Annotated in this window: 15 protein-coding genes; 2 read left to right on the top strand and 13 right to left on the bottom strand. The window is 45.8% G+C overall.

All coding sequences use genetic code 11. From position 1 onward, the window contains the following. Positions 1-54: 54 nt before the first annotated feature. The 3 genes from ABCM67_RS07610 to ABCM67_RS07600 form a co-directional block, all read right to left on the bottom strand. A complete protein-coding gene (locus ABCM67_RS07610; protein WP_147602796.1) occupies positions 55-1,095 on the bottom strand; it encodes a D-alanine--D-alanine ligase in 1,041 nt (346 codons plus the stop codon). A gap of 67 nt (positions 1,096-1,162) precedes the next feature. Next, positions 1,163-2,563 carry a L,D-transpeptidase family protein gene (locus tag ABCM67_RS07605; protein WP_147602683.1) on the bottom strand — a complete coding sequence of 467 codons (1,401 nt, stop codon included), beginning with the start codon at positions 2,561-2,563 and terminating at the stop codon, positions 1,163-1,165. 72 nt (positions 2,564-2,635) lie between these two features. Continuing rightward, a complete protein-coding gene (locus ABCM67_RS07600) occupies positions 2,636-3,919 on the bottom strand; it encodes a hypothetical protein (protein ID WP_021651427.1) in 1,284 nt (427 codons plus the stop codon). Positions 3,920-4,312: 393 nt separating this feature from the next. On the opposite strand from ABCM67_RS07600, the gene ABCM67_RS07595 reads away from it, so the two are divergent. Further along, positions 4,313-5,176 (top strand): class I SAM-dependent methyltransferase, encoded by an 864-nt coding sequence (locus ABCM67_RS07595; protein WP_092069884.1) that lies wholly within the window; start codon positions 4,313-4,315, stop codon positions 5,174-5,176. Between the two features lie 332 nt (positions 5,177-5,508). Beyond that, on the top strand, positions 5,509-5,697 hold the full coding sequence (locus ABCM67_RS07590) for a hypothetical protein (RefSeq protein WP_015526276.1): 189 nt from the start codon (positions 5,509-5,511) through the stop codon (positions 5,695-5,697). 375 nt (positions 5,698-6,072) lie between these two features. Here the strand turns inward: ABCM67_RS07590 and ABCM67_RS07585 are convergent, their stop codons facing one another. The 10 genes from ABCM67_RS07585 to pstC all read right to left on the bottom strand — a co-directional run bounded on the left by ABCM67_RS07585 (position 6,073) and on the right by pstC (position 17,311). Next, complete coding sequence (locus ABCM67_RS07585; protein WP_044962082.1) at positions 6,073-7,521, bottom strand: solute carrier family 23 protein; 1,449 nt, start codon at positions 7,519-7,521, stop codon at positions 6,073-6,075. Between the two features lie 206 nt (positions 7,522-7,727). Then, complete coding sequence (locus ABCM67_RS07580) at positions 7,728-9,104, bottom strand: radical SAM protein (RefSeq protein WP_021652466.1); 1,377 nt, start codon at positions 9,102-9,104, stop codon at positions 7,728-7,730. A 56-nt stretch (positions 9,105-9,160) separates the two neighbouring features. Next, the gene (locus ABCM67_RS07575) at positions 9,161-9,715 is read right to left on the bottom strand and encodes a DUF308 domain-containing protein (RefSeq protein ID WP_015526279.1); all 555 of its coding nucleotides are present in this window, start codon (positions 9,713-9,715) and stop codon (positions 9,161-9,163) included. Positions 9,716-9,924: 209 nt separating this feature from the next. Continuing rightward, positions 9,925-10,476, bottom strand: a complete 552-nt coding sequence (locus tag ABCM67_RS07570) for a TetR/AcrR family transcriptional regulator C-terminal domain-containing protein (RefSeq protein ID WP_092069733.1) — start codon at positions 10,474-10,476, stop codon at positions 9,925-9,927. Between the two features lie 155 nt (positions 10,477-10,631). After that, entirely contained in the window at positions 10,632-11,960 is a 1,329-nt protein-coding gene (locus ABCM67_RS07565; RefSeq protein ID WP_244095961.1) for a hemolysin family protein, read from the bottom strand. A 262-nt stretch (positions 11,961-12,222) separates the two neighbouring features. Continuing rightward, positions 12,223-13,905, bottom strand: coding sequence for an ATP-binding protein (locus tag ABCM67_RS07560; protein WP_330622135.1), 1,683 nt, complete (start codon positions 13,903-13,905; stop codon positions 12,223-12,225). A gap of 188 nt (positions 13,906-14,093) precedes the next feature. Next, on the bottom strand, positions 14,094-14,777 hold the full coding sequence (phoU, locus tag ABCM67_RS07555) for a phosphate signaling complex protein PhoU (protein ID WP_147602685.1): 684 nt from the start codon (positions 14,775-14,777) through the stop codon (positions 14,094-14,096). Between the two features lie 4 nt (positions 14,778-14,781). Beyond that, complete coding sequence (gene pstB / locus ABCM67_RS07550; RefSeq protein WP_147602686.1) at positions 14,782-15,540, bottom strand: phosphate ABC transporter ATP-binding protein PstB; 759 nt, start codon at positions 15,538-15,540, stop codon at positions 14,782-14,784. Between the two features lie 9 nt (positions 15,541-15,549). Then, complete coding sequence (gene pstA, locus ABCM67_RS07545) at positions 15,550-16,464, bottom strand: phosphate ABC transporter permease PstA (RefSeq protein WP_147602687.1); 915 nt, start codon at positions 16,462-16,464, stop codon at positions 15,550-15,552. Next, positions 16,454-17,311, bottom strand: a complete 858-nt coding sequence (gene pstC, locus ABCM67_RS07540) for a phosphate ABC transporter permease subunit PstC (RefSeq protein ID WP_021652474.1) — start codon at positions 17,309-17,311, stop codon at positions 16,454-16,456. Before pstC ends, pstA begins: the two co-directional genes overlap by 11 nt. Between the last annotated feature and the right edge of the window lie 52 nt (positions 17,312-17,363).

Raw genomic sequence — 17,363 nt, 5'->3', positions numbered from 1 at the left:
CTTTCTTTTGCCAGAAACTCCTCCTGTCAACAGGAGGAGTTACGGTCAGATATTTTATTTGCTGTATTTCTTAAAAGAAATGCGGATCAGTTCTTCACAGAGGTCCGGATAGTCGATTCCCAGGACCTTTGCTTCCTGAGGGATCAGACTGGTGGGTGTCATTCCCGGAAGTGTGTTTGCCTCCAGGCAGTACATATCACCGTTTTCTTTCATCATGAAGTCAAAACGTGCATAGCCCTCAATGCAGAGAGCCTTTGCGCCAGCTTCCGCATAATGCTGCATCTTCTCAGTCAGTTCCGGTGAGATCTCAGCCGGACAGGTTTCTACTGTGGAGCCTGCCTGATATTTGTTCTTATAATCATAAAAGCCCTGCTTCGGTGCGATCTCGATGATTGGATAAGCCTTTCCGTCTACAACTGCAACGGAAAACTCACGGCCCCTGATATACTCTTCAACAACTACCTCATCTTCATAAGAATAAGCACCATCAATGGCATCCTCATATTCTTTCTGGTTGTTTACAATATAAACACCTACGCTGGAACCACCGCAGCATGTTTTTACAACAACAGGAAATTCCATACCAAGATTATGGATGTTTCTTGTACAGTTTTCTTTCAGCATGGAGACGCCCTTCGGTGTCGGTACCTGATCCATGAGAAAGATCTTCTTGGTGAGACCCTTATCCATAGCAAGGGCACTGCTTAAATATCCGGTTCCTGTGTAACGGATCCCCAGAAGATCGAAGGTTGCCTGAACCTTTCCATCCTCTCCGTTGGAACCGTGAAGTCCCATAAATACAATGTCTGCTGCCTGACACAATTCCAGTACATTCGGTCCGAAAAAGCTTCTTCTTGTTCGTTTGATCTCTTCGATATCATCATCGAAGCTTCTCATATACTCTGCCGCAGAATCTACCTCATAATCTTTATCTCCAAAGGGCTCATCCCAGTCCACCGGCTCCAGTCCGCAGAAAATATCTACAAGAATGGCATTATGGCCTTTTTTACGAAGTGCCTTGCAGACACCGGTTCCTGTTACGATGGAGATCTCTCTTTCTGTACTGGTTCCGCCTGCCAATACAACGATATTCATACTTTCATCTCCCTTGATGATCTTGTGTTTTCTTTTTTCGTATTGTTTTAATATTTCTTTTAATCTCTTATTCATAAACTACGATTGGTACTCCTACACTAATATTATTATAAATGATTGCCGCCTTATCCTTCGGGGTGTTTACACAGCCATGAGAACCATTTGTGATATAGATCTGCCCGCCATACTGTGAACGCCAGCTTGCGTCATGGATTCCGACTCCTCCGGAAAACGGCATCCAGTATGTAACCGGTGATGCATATCCAGGTCCCTTCAAAACTGCCGGTGAACGCATGGCATCCAGTGCAAAGCATCCGGTTGGTGTGGAATGGCCCTTTCGGACACAGCCGGTAACTACCGGTGTATCTACCAGAAGCTGTCCGTCTTTATAGAATACCATTCTCTGGTTGGTCAGGTCAATCTCTACATATGTATTTCCGATATCATTGGTATCTCTGCAAAGTCCACTGTAAGCATACGCCGGCTGTCTCACTTCTGTAGTTCCTGCAAGAATGGCATTATAAAGCCATTCAGTCTCTGTGGTCTGATCGATAGCCCATCCGTAATCACCGCCCTTGATAGTCTTCTGGCGACCATCGTAGGTGGTAAATGTCCTCGTGCAGCCAAAGGTATCATATTTATATCCCAGGCTGTTCACATAAGCTGCAACCTGATCTTTATTTACTATATAATCTCCGTTTGCGTCCCTGACCAGCCAGTCTTTGATGGTATTTCGGTCAAGCTGTTCCGACCGGTCCGAAAAATCATAGGTGATCACGCAGCTGGTAAGCTTGTTCATCTGGTCACAATCTTTTTTCAGAGCTTCATCGTCTTTATATATCGATGGTTTTTTGTAGCAGTTTTTCTTTTCCAGACTAACTGTTTTGTCTCCTGCGGAAACAGCTGCACGGATCACCTTCTGAACCTTTTTTGTATCCAGGGTCGTTCCTTCTTTTTCCGGCTGGATCTCGTAGGTTTCGCCATTATCCTTAATGCATGCGTCTGCAGGCTTTTCCATATTGTCCTTCTGCATGCATTTCAGATTCTTCACAGCCTCTGTCAGCTTGTTCTGATCTTCATAAGCAGTATCCGTTGCCAGTGTATATTTTTTCTTCTGATTAAAAGCAAGGAACCATTTGTACCGGGCCTGTTTCTTGATCAGCTTTTTGGCTCCGCCATCCGGCTTGTAGACCAGGCCGGCTTCTTTTGCGGTAATGCTCTCTTTTCCGTTGTTTCTTGTATCAACGGTAAGAACATATGCCTGCACTTCCTTTGCAAGAAGCTTTTCTGTTTCATCTGCAGTTTTATAGGAGCAGTTAAAACCATTCACCTGAGATCCCGGCAAAAAATGATCTGTAAAATAGTGTACACCATATCCATAAGCCCCTGCTGTAAGGATCAGCAGGATCATGATCAGTGCAATGACCAACTTTTTGCCTGTTTTCATTTTTTCTTTTTCCTCATCCATGAGCTCTCTCCAATAGTTATGACTGCCCGGTATTACGCGTGCTGAAATACCGGGCAGTCTGATGTGATCGATTTATTTCTCCAGAAGTTTTTCCACACTTACAAGCTTCACACAGAGAACAAATACCTCTGCTGCCTTGCCAAGCTCCTCAACGCTTGGGTAGCTTGGTGCAATACGGATATTGCTGTCTTTCGGGTCCTTTCCATATGGATAGGTTGCGCCTGCTCCAGTCATAACAACGCCTGCTTCTTTTGCTTTGGCAACGATGGCTTTCGCACAGCCTTCCATAGAATCAAAGGAAATGAAATATCCGCCGTGAGGTTTGGTCCACTCACCGATTCCAAGTCCGTTAAGCTCTTTATCCAGTGTTGCGAGAACAAGCTCGAATTTCGGACGAAGGATGTCTGCGTGTTTCTTCATATGCTCATGCAATCCGTTGATATCTTTGAAGAAACGAACGTGACGAAGCTGGTTCAGTTTGTCGTGTCCGATGGTCTGTACAGTCATGTATTTGCGGAAGTCATCCAGGTTCGCCTTGGATGCAGCAACTGCTGCGATACCGGAACCAGGGAAGCTTACCTTGGAGGTAGAAGTAAATTTATAAACAATGTCCGGATTTCCTGCTTTCGCACACTCATCAAGGATCTCAAGAAGGAAATCCTGATTGTCATCATAAAGATGATGGATGCTGTAAGCGTTATCCCAGTAAATACGGAAGTCCGGTGCAGCCGGCTTCAGATGCGCAAAACGCTTAACTGTTTCTTCGGAATAGGTGTAGCCCTGCGGATTGGAATATTTCGGAACACACCAGATTCCTTTTACTGCCGGATCTTCATTGACATATTTCTCAACCATGTCCATATCCGGGCCTTCCGGAGACATCGGAATGTTGATCATCTCAATGCCGAAAAATTCTGTGATACGGAAATGACGGTCGTATCCTGGTACAGGACAGAGGAATTTCACCTTGTCAAGCTTGCACCATGGTGTATTTCCCATTACTCCGTGGGAATAGGAACGTGCAATGGTATCGAACATTACGTTCAGGCTGGAGTTCCCATAGATGATGATATTCTCTGGCTCTACCTCTGACATCTCACCGAGAAGTCTCTTGGCTTCCGGGATTCCGTCGATGACTCCATAGTTACGGCAGTCCACACCGGTCTCACATTTCAGATCTGCATCCCCTGCAAGTACTTCCATCATTTTCATGGAAAGATCAAGCTGATCCGGTGCAGGTTTACCACGGGACATATCCAGTGCCAGACCTTCGGCTTTGATCTCGTCGAACTCACGGTCAAGTTCTTTCTTTAAATCGAGTAGCTCTTCCCTGCTCATCTCACAATATTTTTTCATAAGTTTGCTTCTCCTCTTTTTGTGCACAGTTTCATATCTGCGGTTGCTGTGTTTCTTCTGTTAACGATTTCTGTCTGTCAGGAATTCTCTGCAAAATCTCTTCCGCAAAAAACAGCCACAGTTTCACGGAAGCGGGAAGCCTCTGCCCCGGCAGAAAATCTCTGCGTACATTTTAGTATGTAAAAGCGCTGTTGTCAAATCTTTCGTGGAAAATCCTGCACTTCTCTTGCACAGCATCCATTTTTCCTCTATACTGGAAAAAACATTATTATGGCGTTTTTATGGATTCATGTCCCGATCATCCGGATCTGGTACAGTAATCTCCGGAAATGCTATATAAAAATGCTATATATATCTTATAAATTTACTATTATGAAAGAGGTATTGATCATCATGTGGATTGCAGATGGATGGAAAGAATATGAAGTTATTGATACATCAAAAGGAGAAAAGCTGGAGCGCTGGGGGGATTATCTTCTGGTTCGTCCGGACCCGCAGGTAATCTGGGATACTCCCCGCAAAAACCGTGGCTGGAAGCATATGAACGGACATTATCACAGAAGCAGCCGTGGCGGCGGTGAGTGGGAGTTCTTTGATCTGCCTCATCAGTGGGAGCTTCATTACAAGGACCTTACTTTTAATCTGAAGCCTTTCAGCTTCAAGCATACAGGACTTTTCCCGGAGCAGGCTGTGAACTGGGACTGGTTCGGTGAAAAGATCCGCAATGCAGGACGCCCGATCAAGGTGCTGAATCTTTTTGCCTATACCGGCGGTGCTACTCTGGCTGCAGCTGCAGCCGGCGCTTCCGTTACTCACGTGGACGCTTCCAAGGGTATGGTAAACTGGGCAAAAGAGAATGCTGCTGCTTCCGGACTTTCCGGTGCGCCGATCCGCTGGCTTGTGGATGACTGCGTGAAGTTCGTAGAGCGTGAGATCCGCAGAGGAAATCATTACGATGCGATCATTATGGACCCGCCTTCTTACGGCCGCGGACCTAAGGGCGAGATCTGGAAGATCGAGGATGCGATCCATCCGCTGATCAAGCTTTGTACGAAGATCCTCAGTGACGATCCGCTGTTTTTCCTGGTAAATTCCTATACTACAGGTCTTGCACCGGCTGTTCTGACTTATATGCTTGCTACGGAGCTGAAGCCCTGGAAGGGTAATGTAGAGTCACAGGAGATCGGACTTCCTGTAACAGAAAGTGGTCTGGTGCTTCCTTGCGGAGCATCCGGACGGTGGAGCTCCTCCCGGTAGGATAGGGATGTTGTGGCATCCTTATTAGCTGGCACTTTTTTTCTGCTGTTGTGAACTGCTGTGAGTTGGGGTTTTTCCTTTCTAGGGGACACTTTGGCGTGGGCAGGGTTGCGAGAAGGGGAAGCACTCGGAGTTAGCGAAGGTCACAGAAAGCCCGAGACATACCGCGCGAATTTATACGATCAGTATAAATTCTGTGCATCACAAAGCGTATTACTGAAAACGGAGTGAACAGTAACTTTTTATCAGGTATCTTTTTGTATTTTCTGATTATTTGTATTGAAACGCTTTTTTGATAGGTCTATAATATAGAAAAAAGGAGCGTGATCTTTATGAGTACGGAAACTACGAAGGATACTCTTCCTTTTACCTGCACGCCGGCTTATGACCGGGATGCCTGTAAGGGATGTGTCTGTTCTACCTGCTATGAGCAGGAATTTTGTGACCGGTGCAGCTCCTGTGTAGAGCAGGGACATCGGAAAGAACGATGCAATGCTTATGAGGGAGCCTACAATTACTAACAAAAAAAGGATCTGAAAAAGGCAGAACTATTTGTAAAATCTCGCCTTTTACAGATCCTTTTTATTATTATCCACCACCCAACAGATCGGCACAGCCTCCCCTTCTCGACACCCCCCGAATCCCGCACCCTGTCAGAACATTCACGCCCACCACAACGCAGAACAGCGGCGTGGCCAGGAGGGGAAGAGCGCGAGAAGGGGAGACGGCCTTCGCAACTCCGAGTGCTTCCCCTTCTCGCAAATTACCGCCTTCCAAAAGGCCAAACCTTTATCCTAAAAATAAAAAAAATAAAAACATATAAAAAAAGAGACCGTCAGACCAATAAAGTCCAACAGTCTCAAAAAAGAAAAAACTCTTTTTATTCTTACACTTTTTTATTTATTCTTAACCTTCTCCAGCATCTCCTCAGCTCTCTCAATCTCACTCTTCTCATCCTTCGGAAGAACAATATTAAGAATAATCGCAAATACCGCTGCCGGAACAATACCGGAACCGCCGAAGATCAGGCTGATCGCCTGTGGCAGATGCACCAGGATCGCTGTATTGGAGCCAAGTCCATAACCAAGACCAAGTGCTACAGAAACGATCGTAACATTTCTCGGTCCGATCGGCCACTTGGTAATTAACTGGATACCGCTGACAACAATGGATGAGAACATCATAACAGCAGCGCCGCCAAGAACACTCTGCGGCATGATGGAGATCAGTGCTGCAAGCTTCGGGAACAGTCCGCATGCGATCAGGAAGATTCCTCCTGTAGCGATACAGAAACGGTTTACAACCTTATTCATTGCAACCAGACCAACGTTCTGGCTGAAGGATGTGTTCGGAAGCACACCGAACAGTGCTGCGAAGGAAGATCCAAGTCCGTCACACATAACACCACCGGAAAGCTCTTTGTCTGTAGCCTCTCTTCCAAGACCACCCTCTGTGATTCCGGAAATATCACCAACTGTTTCAACTGCAGTTACAATAAACATGATCAGGATCGGCACGATCGCACGTGCGTCAAACACCCATTTTACAGGCATCAGTGCCGGTACCGCAAACCATTTTGCCTGAGCAACCTTGTCCCAGTTGAGAACCCAGGCCTTTGTAGCCTCCACAGTAGCACCTGTGTCATCTACATATGTAAATGTTGTAGGAAGTACCATAGCCATGATACTTACCAGAACGTATCCCACGATAATACCGATGAGGATTGAAGAAAAGCTTGTGAAGCCTTTTGTTCCATGCTTCAGTACAATGATCACGATCAGAACTACAAAGCCTACGAAAAGGTTTTCAAGAGAACCGTAATCCTTTGCGGAGCTTCCGCCACCGAAAGAGCTGATTCCCACACCGATCAGTGAAAGACCGATTGAAAGTACAACCGTACCTGTTACAACAGATGGGAAAAATTTTCTCAAGGGCTTCAGAAAGCTTCCCAGAACAGTCTCAAAAAGACCGCCGATAAAGCAGGCTGCCATGATCGAACCATAGGCAACGACACCATTTCCCATGACTCCGGCAACACTCTGACATACGCCGATGAAGCCTGAACTTGTTCCCATAACGATAGGAAGCTTGCCACCGACCGGTCCGATCGTAAAGACCTGTACAAGTGTAACAATTCCTGCGATCAGCATTGCATTCTGAAGTAATGCAACCTGAAGATCCCCTCCTGCTTCGATCCCGCAGGCTGCCGTAATAATCAGAAGCGGGGTAAGGTTACCCACAAACATGGCAAGCACGTGCTGCAGTCCAAGGGGAATTGCCACCTTAAGAGGTGGGCGTCCGTCCAGCTCATAAGGGCTGGCTGTGTTTTTCTCCTGTTTTTCCATAATGAATCCATCCTTTCTTTCCCTATGTCCTGACGATAACATAAAAAAGAAGGCAGTTATACCCACTGCTGAATATAACCGCCCTGTTATCTGTCAGTACACGTATCGTGTCTCTTCTGTTTCGACACTCTTATCTGAACTGTTATTTCAGACTCCTGAAAAACGGGTTCATTATACAGTATCCCACCATCTATATCAAGTGTTAATTAACAAGTTGTTGATTTTTTTGCAGCTTTTTTTGCCTGGCTCTCACTCCAGAGCTCATCGGCCTGTTTCTTCCATACCTCTGCATAGTGATCACATTTTGCACAGAGATGCTCCGCTGTTTCCGGAGACTGAAGATCTGTAGATTTCGCTCCTGCACGCTCAACCATCTTGCGGAGAAGCTCAGGATTTTCAAGCATCGGACATGGACGAAGCATGTTTTTGTTGAACGGCTGACCCTTGTGATATTCCATAAAGATCGGGCTCTTCAGCGCCTCAAGGAGTGTACATTCTTTAATGTTCGCATTGGAGAAATGAATGAATACACAAGGATCCACATCTCCGTTTGCATTGATATGGAGGTAACGGCGGCCACCTGCGATACATCCGCCTACATACTCTGCATCGTTCTGGAAGTCCATAGTGAAGAGAGATTTTGTGGCACGGAATCTGCGGACGCTGTCGTACATTTTGATTCTCTGCTCCGGTGTGGGAAGAAGATCTGCTGCCGCATCATTTCCAACCGGCATATAGTGGAAGAACCATGCAAAATAAGCTCCGCACTCGATCAGATGATCGAAGTACTCCTCGCTGCTTACTGCATCTACGTTTGCGGATGTGTAACATGTGGAAACACCGAACGGAAGTCCGTGGCTCTTCAGAAGCTCCATGGCATGCATAACCTTCTGGTATACGCCATCTCCACGACGTCCGTCTGTAGTTGCCTCTGTTCCCTCAAGGCTGATAGCCGGAACGAAGTTTTTCACACGGAGCATTTCCTGACAGAATTCTTCGTCAATAAGAGTTCCGTTTGTGAAGGAAAGGAACTCGCAGTCCGGATTCATCTCACAGATCTTAATGAGATCCTTTTTGCGGACCAGTGGCTCACCGCCTGTGTAGATGTACATATAGGTTCCCAGTTCTTTACCCTGTTTTACGATAGAATCGATGGTCTCAAGATCCAGGTTCAGCTTGTGTCCATACTCTGCTGCCCAGCATCCTGTGCAATGAAGGTTACATGCGCTGGTAGGATCAAGAAGAATTGCCCACGGTACATTGCAGTCATTCTCTTCTGATACCTTTTCCTGCGTTGCGCTTCCCTTAAGACTGGCATTTACAATAAAGTTGCGGAAAAATGTCTGGCGTACGCCTGCATCCAGCTGATACATACGAAGGATCAGCTGATACCAGTTGTCCTTTGCCTCGATGGAGTGACGGATCGCATTTCTCTGTCCTGCATACCAGCCATCCGGTGTTACTTTATCAACCATTTCCATGATCTTCGGTATGTTTGTCTCCGGATCCTTCTCAAGATAATCCAGTGCTTTTGTTACGGTAGCTGCGATCGCTGCCTGTTTTGCTTTGTCTACGATTCCCATACTTTATTTCCTCCTATGTTATTATCTAAAGTGATTGGTTATTTTTATGTTTATGTTTAAAGCCGACTCTTGATGATCTTGATCGTCAGGATCCCGACCCATAGATTGAGGATCCCTTCCAGTAAAATGGAAAATCCTACCAACACCATCATCATAGCTGCTGCTTCAAATGGTCTGATAAAAACCAGAACTCCGATCACTCCGGTGACCAGTGCGATCAGCAGGATCTGCCACCACAACGCCAGACCGAATCTCTTCGCATCTACAGACATCTGGATCTTAAACAGGGCATCTGCCAGGATCAGGATTCCGAACACGGAAAAAATAAGATCCACTGCGAAATTTTTTCTGGCTATCAGGATCACTCCCACTGCCATCAGCAAGATCCCGAAAGCCAGATCAAACTGAAATGCCAGACAGAAAGCATCTCTCGTGAAATATCCGCTGATCTTAATAGCCCCGTACAGGATCAGCATGATTCCCATAAGCACGCACAGCATTTTTACAGAGCTTTTGGGCCTTGCCATCAGAAAAATACCCAGCACACAGAACAGTAATGACATGACGATGTAGATGTTTTTTACAAGCTTCAGCTGTTTCAGGTCATCCATACGTTCCCTCCTTGATAATTTTTTCTCATTTATTGTACTGAATTATACATCCCTGTGTCGTTTAAAAAAACAGACAAAAAAGAGCCAGTGCCTAAATTTCAGACACCAGCTCAAAATTAACCGTTTCTATACCTTAATAATATTCGAGGACATTCCTGTTTTACACTAAATGGATATTTTTAATCTTCATTTAGTTGAGATCATAGCTTTTATTTCAGATTTTTGTACTGACTCTCAAGGCTCTTCTCGTAAATATACTCCAGCTTATGCATATCTGACAGGATATCATAATCCATATCATGCCGTAACCAGTCCAGGATCACTCCCACAAATACACATTTATAATACCGGCTTATAAGATGCCTATCTTCCTGATCCATTTCGAAATCTCCGACCGCCCTGTTGATCAGCTCCTCCACCACACGCTCTGCGGCATGATCCAGATAATCGGCAAATACATCCCTCTGGATCGAGCGGTACAGATGTATCATGGCTTTTTTGTTCTTCTGAACTGCGTTGACAAGGATTTCCATACAGTCGCTGACTGATTCCGGTACTTTCTGATCCTTCAGAATGTCATTCAGCTCTTCCTTTACCATTGCTTCCACTGCATCCGGAATATCCCTGAAATGGTAGTAAAATGTATTCCTGTTTACTCCACAGCGTTCCACGATGTCCTTTACCGTGATCTTGGACAATGGTTTTTCGTTCATAAGTTCCGTCAGTGTATGCAGTATGATCTGTCTTGTAAAACCTGGCATTTTTTCTCCCCCATCACAAGCTTTCCTCGGGTTATTTCCTTATTATGTCATAAAAATAACATACTTTCAAGCAACAACATGTTCGAAAATGTCCATAAATCCCCGGAGATCTTTCTCCCGATAACTGTCCCATGACCTGGCTGAACAAGGTTTTGTCAGATCTCTTCTTTCTGTTCCTGCACTTTTTTCTCTGGCTGAACATGAACGATTCCCTCCACAACGGTATGGTTTCTGACCTGATTTACCACAATATCCAGGTTTTTCCAGCTGCATCGGAACTGTTCTCCGTCCTCCGGTACACGTTCCAGAACTCCGCAGACAAAGCCGCTGAAAGTATCATATTTTTCTACAGGAAGCTCCACATTTATGACCTCTGCCACATCATCCAGGATCGCTCCTCCCTGTATTTTCCAGATATGTTCTCCTGTCTTCTCAATATCATCCGGCTTCGGCAGATCTGTCCTGTCGTCAATATCTCCCACCAGCGTCTCCACAAGATCATGCAGAGTGACAATTCCTACAAAGCAGCCATATTCATCCAGCACTACTGCAAAATAATCCCGTTTTTCCCTCATTTCCCGGAAGATCAGGTTGGCACGCATGGATTCCGGTACAAAAAACGGTGAATAACAGGCATGATGCAGAACAGCTTCTCTGGATCTGTCATCCAGGCGGAAATAATCTCTGGTGTCCAGAATATGGATAATATCATCCTGATCTTCCCCGCATACCGGATAAAAGGTGTGACGGTTCTCTCTGATGATCCGTTCCCATTCCTCATCGGAGTCTTCCATATAGAGGACAACCACATCTCTTCTGTGTGTACAGATCTCATCTGCCGCAGTATCATCCAGGTCAAAAACATTCTGGATCATCTCGCTTTCTTCCTGCTGGATGCTGCCCTGTTCATTTCCCTCTGTAAGCAGCATACGGATCTCTTCCTCTGTGGCCTGCTCCTCTTTTTCTTCCGGTTTGATCCCCATCAGATACAGCACACCATTGGCAGTTACTGTCAGAAGTGCAGTAGCCGGCCAGACTGCGATCATCGCGATCTTAAGAAGTCCTGCCAGACGCAGAGACAGCTCATCCGGATTTTTCATTCCCAGACGTCTTGGCACCAGTTCTCCGAACAGAAGACTTACATAGGAAAGCAGTATGGTCACAATGATCATGCATACGATCTTCAGAACATTCTGTGGTACATCTATCCCTGTCTTTATCAGTGCCTCTGTCATCGGCTGTGCAAAATATTCTGCCGCAAAAGCGCTCTGCAGAAATCCTGCCGTAGTTACCGTTACACGGATCGCTGTCATAAAATGTGCCGGCTGTTCTGTAAGCTTTATCAAAATCTGCGCCCGGTGATCTCCCTCTTCCGCCAGCTCCCTCATCTTTGCTTCATTCATGGACAGAATCGCCATTTCCGCACCTGCAAAAACAGAGTTCAGAAAGATCAGGAACACCAGTAAAACAATTGCCTGTATCATATTTTTATTCCCCTCAGTATAGTCGTCCGGAATTATTCCGAACCAATTATAATACAGAAAGCGGACCGTTATCATCCGCTTTCCTGTTGCTTACTCTGATTATTATTACATAAGATAGCATAACCCTTCCGGTCTGTCAAACCATCAACCTCCAACCAGCAATATACTATGATATAAAAAGCAGCAGATACATACAACAGAACGGCCTTTCATCTTCCACTCTGCTGCATGCCTATGAACATCATCGCTGCACGACCTATGTTCACTCTGCTGCTTTCTTTTCCATATGATGTTTCGGAAATTCTATAATGATCTCGGTTCCCTGTCCCGGTTCACTGTTAAGCCACAGCCTGCCGTTCAGAGTTTTTACCCCGTGCTTCACAATGGAAAGGCCAAGACCGGTTCCGCCGATTTCCTTGGAATGGCTTTTGTCCACCCGATAAAAGCGTTCAAAAATGCGTTCCTGATCTTCCTTCGGAATACCGATCCCTGTATCCCGCACATTCACGCGAACTGCATCCTCGCCATCCTTCAGTCTCACAAAGACCTCTCCACCCCGGCGGTTATATTTGACAGCATTATCGCAGACATTATAGAGAACCTCTTCCATGATCGTCGGCACTGTATCCAGCACTGTACTTCCGCCTTCCATATACATATGCACTTCCTGCTTTTCGGCAGCTTCATGTAAGGTAGAAAAAATATCATGAGTCAGACTGTAAAGATCCAGTTTTTCCCACTGATACGGCAATCCGCCCTCATCCAGACGGGAGATCCGGATCACATCCCCAACCAGACGGATCAGTCTCTGCGCTTCCTTATAGATGCGTCCTGCAAAAACCTTCACATCCTCATCCTTCACAAATCCGTCCTGCATGATCTCAGCAAATCCGGAAATGGAAGTCAGCGGCGTTTTCAGTTCATGGGAAACATTGGCGGAAAATTCTCTTCGCAGCTGTTCCCTTTCTACTTTTTCGGTCACATCCACCAGAAGGATCACCGCACCCTCTGTCTTATTTTCTCTTGTGACAGGATTGGCGATCACCTGAATCTCACTGCCATCCAGACGAAGGATCTTGTTCTCATGCTTTCCTTCAAGGACCTGCCCAACGACACCTCGAAACTCCTCCGAGCGGTTCAGAAGATATACACTTTCTCCTGTTTTGACCTCCTTTACTTTAAGAAGCTTTCCCACACTGGAGTTGACAGAAAGTACCATGGTATAACGGTCGATCACAAGAAGTCCCTCCTGCATGTTCTCCGTGATAATAGAAAATTCTTTCTGCTGTCTTCTGGCTGCCTCAAGCTGCAGACGGATCTGCCGGCTCTGTCTGCCGATCTTGCTAAGAAGCGGCTGTACCTCATCATAGGCATCATTCTCATCCGGATGCTCCAGATCAAGCCCATTAAGAGGTTCCACAACCTTCCCGGAAAGCCTGGATGCAAATACGCCGGACAGGAGCAGCATAAGTATCAGAACTGCAGCAAAAGGCGGAAGCAGCTGCAGGAGCAGCATCCATACAGAAGCCTGGTTACTGGAAACTCTCAGCACATTGCCATTTTCAAGGCGTACTGCATAATACATTGTTTTTTCGGAAAGCGTGGATGACATTCTTTCATCCGCACCTTCTCCGTTGATCTCTGCTTCACGGATCTCCTTGCGATGTCCGTGATTATCCATGCTTTCCACATTTGCCTCATTGTCGTAGATAACTTTTCCACTTTCATCCACATAAGTAATCCTGGAATCCTCATCATTCAGCTTCTTCAGATAATCTGTCCCGGTACTTTCCACGCCTCTGGAAATATACACGGCTTCTTTCTTCAGCTCACCCATCAGCTGTCCCTGAAAATAGTGATAAAGGATTCCCACGACAAATGCCAGTCCCAGTGCTGTGATCAGTGATGAAACCAGCATGATATACTTAAATATTTTTTTACTCAAAGCTCAGCCCTTTCCTTTCTCCGAAATCTATATAGCATTTTACAAAAGCAATGTAAAAATAATTATCCGGAAAAAGTTAAATCCTTGTAAATTTTATCACATTATAAAAAGTGCTGTGATATCCTTTCAATACCACAGCACTTTTTTTTGCAATAATGCAACTCTTTGCAATCTGCTCTTACTTATTTCTATTCCTCAACAAAATAGTTATCTGTATGACTGGAACCGCTTCTGTGGTTTCCTGTGATGGAATATTCCACCCACTCTGCAATGTTCACAGCGTGATCACCGATACGCTCGAAATATTTTGCAGCCATAAGGATATCCAGACCGATGCTTGCATCCGGTTTTCCGTTATTCAGAACCTCGGCCAGCTTTTCCTTAATATCATTGAAGGCATCGTCCACCTTATCATCATCGTCAATAACCTTTCTGGAAAGCTCAAGATCACCCTTTACAAAGGCATCGATGCTTTCTGTAACCATCCGGACAGTATCCTCTGCCATCTTCCGGATATTAATGATATCTCCGGTAACTGCTTTGTCCTCGATATGCTTGGAAAGATCCGCAATATCTGCTGCCTGGTCACCGATGCGTTCCATATCGGAGATCATCTTCAGTGCTGCGGAAATGGATCGCAGATCTCCTGCTACCGGATGCTCATGAAGAAGAAGCTTCATGCAGAGATTTTCAATCTCTTTTTCCTGTGCATCGATCTCTTTTTCCGTCTCAAAGATCTTGCCAATGAGAGTCATCCCGCCTTCACCCTGAATAGCTTTGGCAGAAAGTGAAATTGCTTTTTCGCAGAGACTTCCCATGGTGATCAGTTCCACGTGAAGCTCTTCCAGCTGTCTTACAAAACGTTCTGACATAATATCAACCAAACCTTCCTGTAATATAATCCTCTGTACGCTTATCCGCCGGCATGGAGAACAGCTTGTCTGTATCCGCAAATTCCACAACCTCACCAAGAAGGAAAAATGCTGTCTTGTCGGAAATACGGGTTGCCTGCTGCATGTTATGTGTGACCATAACAATGGTGTAATCCTTTTTAAGCTCTACTGCCAGATCCTCGATCTTGGAAGTGGAGATCGGGTCCAGGGCAGATGTGGGCTCATCCATAAGAAGCACCTCCGGCTGTACTGCCAGGGCACGGGCAATGCAGAGACGCTGCTGCTGTCCGCCTGACATTCCAAGAGCACTTTTTTTCAGGCGGTCCTTGACCTCATCCCAGATTGCCGCATCACGGAGAGATTTTTCCACGATCTCGTCCAGCTTCGCCTTGGAACGGATACCGTGTGTTCTCGGACCATATGCAATATTATCATAAATGCTCATCGGAAACGGATTGGGCTTCTGAAATACCATTCCCACACGTTTACGCAGAAGATTCACGTCCATATCTCCGTAAATATCTTCCCCGTCAAGCTCTACCTTTCCTGTGATGGTACAGCCTTCCACAAGGTCATTCATACGGTTTAAGGATTTCAGAAGTGTAGATTTACCACAGCCGCTTGGTCCGATAAATGCTGTGATCTCTTTTTCCGGGATCTCCATATTGATTCCCTTCAGGGCATGAAAGTTTCCGTAATGGAGATTCATATTGTCAATTGAAATTTTTGTATTTTCACTCATGATCGATCATTATCCTTTCGCAATTTTTCTGGCTACCAGACCGGACAGTCCGTTGATAACAAGTACAAATGCCAGAATGACTACTGCTGTTGCAGATGCCTGGTTTACATGAAGTCCCTCACTGGAAAGCACATACATGTGAAGTGCGAGAGTACGTCCGGAACCCATCAGGCTGTTTGGAACTGCCGCAACAGTACCGGAGGTATAAAGAAGTGCTGCAGTCTCACCTACCACACGTCCGATGGCCAGGATCACACCTGCCAGGATTCCAGGAACTGCGGAGGGAAGTACAATCGTAAAAATAGTACGGAGCTTGCCTGCTCCAAGTCCGAAGCTTGCCTCACGGTAAGAATCCGGAACAGATTTCAGTGCTTCCTCAGCGGTACGCATGATCAGGGGAAGTACCATGATCACCATAGTCAGCGCACCGGAAAGAAGAGACATGCCCCAGTGCAGTGCAGTTACAAAGAACAGCATACCGAACAGACCATATACGATAGATGGAATACCGGAAAGTGTCTCTGCGGTAATACGGATCAGCTTTACAAAACGGCTGCCTTTTTTTGCATATTCCACAAGGAAGATCGCTGCAAAAATTCCTACCGGAGCGGCAATCGCCAGAGATACCAGTGTCATGATCAGGGTATTGATCAGTGACGGGAGAAGGGAAACGTTCTCTGAGGTATAGGTAAGGCTGAACAGACTTGCATTCAGATAGGGAATACCTTTTACAAGCACATAGCCGATCAGGAAGAACAGCAGTGCAAAAGTGATCACTGCTCCCAGCAGTGTGAGAAATGCCAGGACTCCTGCACCAGGATGTCTTGCATAAGACTTCAGCTGGTCTCCTATGGTAAGTGTATTTCTTTTTTTCATGTTTGCTTCTGCCGCAGGATCTGCGGCTACAGATACGTTAGTTTGCATACTCCGCCCTCCTGTTCAGCAGTGAAAGACTTAAGTTGATGATCAGGATAAATACAAAGAGTACAACTCCTGTTGCGATCAGTGCTTCTCTGTGAAGTCCTGATGCATATCCCATCTCTGTTACGATGTTTGCAGTCATGGTACGGACACCCTGAAGAAGTCCCTTCGGCATACGTGGCTGATTTCCGGCTACCATGATCACGGCCATGGTCTCACCGATGGCACGTCCGATCCCAAGGACAACGCCTGCCAGGATTCCTGACTTTGCTGCCGGAAGCATAACAAAGAAAATGCTTCTTTCTTTTGTTGCGCCAAGTGCAAGTGAGCCTTCATAATAGCTTTCCGGAACGCTTCGTACTGCCGATTCCGTAACTCCGATGATCGTCGGAAGGATCATGATTCCCAGAAGGATACATGCTGCCAGCATACTGCTTCCGGTTCCTCCGAACAACTGGCGGATCAGCGGTACCAGGAGAACCAGACCAAAATAGCCATATACGATGGATGGAACGCCTGCCATAAGCTCAATACCGGATTTCAGTGGTTTATAGATTTTTTTCGGGCAATATCTTGCCATAAATACGGATGTAAAAAGTGCGATCGGAACTCCGATAAGGATTGCTCCTGCAGTTACATAAATACTTGCCACGATCATTGGCAGGATTCCGAATTTATCGTTTGTTGGTCTCCATTCTGTTCCGAAGAGGAATTTTAAGGGACCGATCTTTCCCATTGCAGGAAGGCCGTTTGCAAAAAGAAACACACAGATAAGAAATACTGCGAGAACCGATGCACAGGCCGCAATGAGGAAAACGACCTTCATGGCCTTTTCTCCTAAATGATTCATAAGACACCTTTCTCTCTGTTCCAGTGGATATCCACTGTGCTGATATATAACG

Source organism: Blautia sp. 2227st1_G12_2227SCRN_220401, assembly GCF_039062885.1.
Taxonomy (GTDB): Bacteria; Bacillota; Clostridia; order Lachnospirales; family Lachnospiraceae; genus Blautia_A; species Blautia_A fusiformis.
This window is presented reverse-complemented; position numbering and strand designations above follow the sequence as displayed.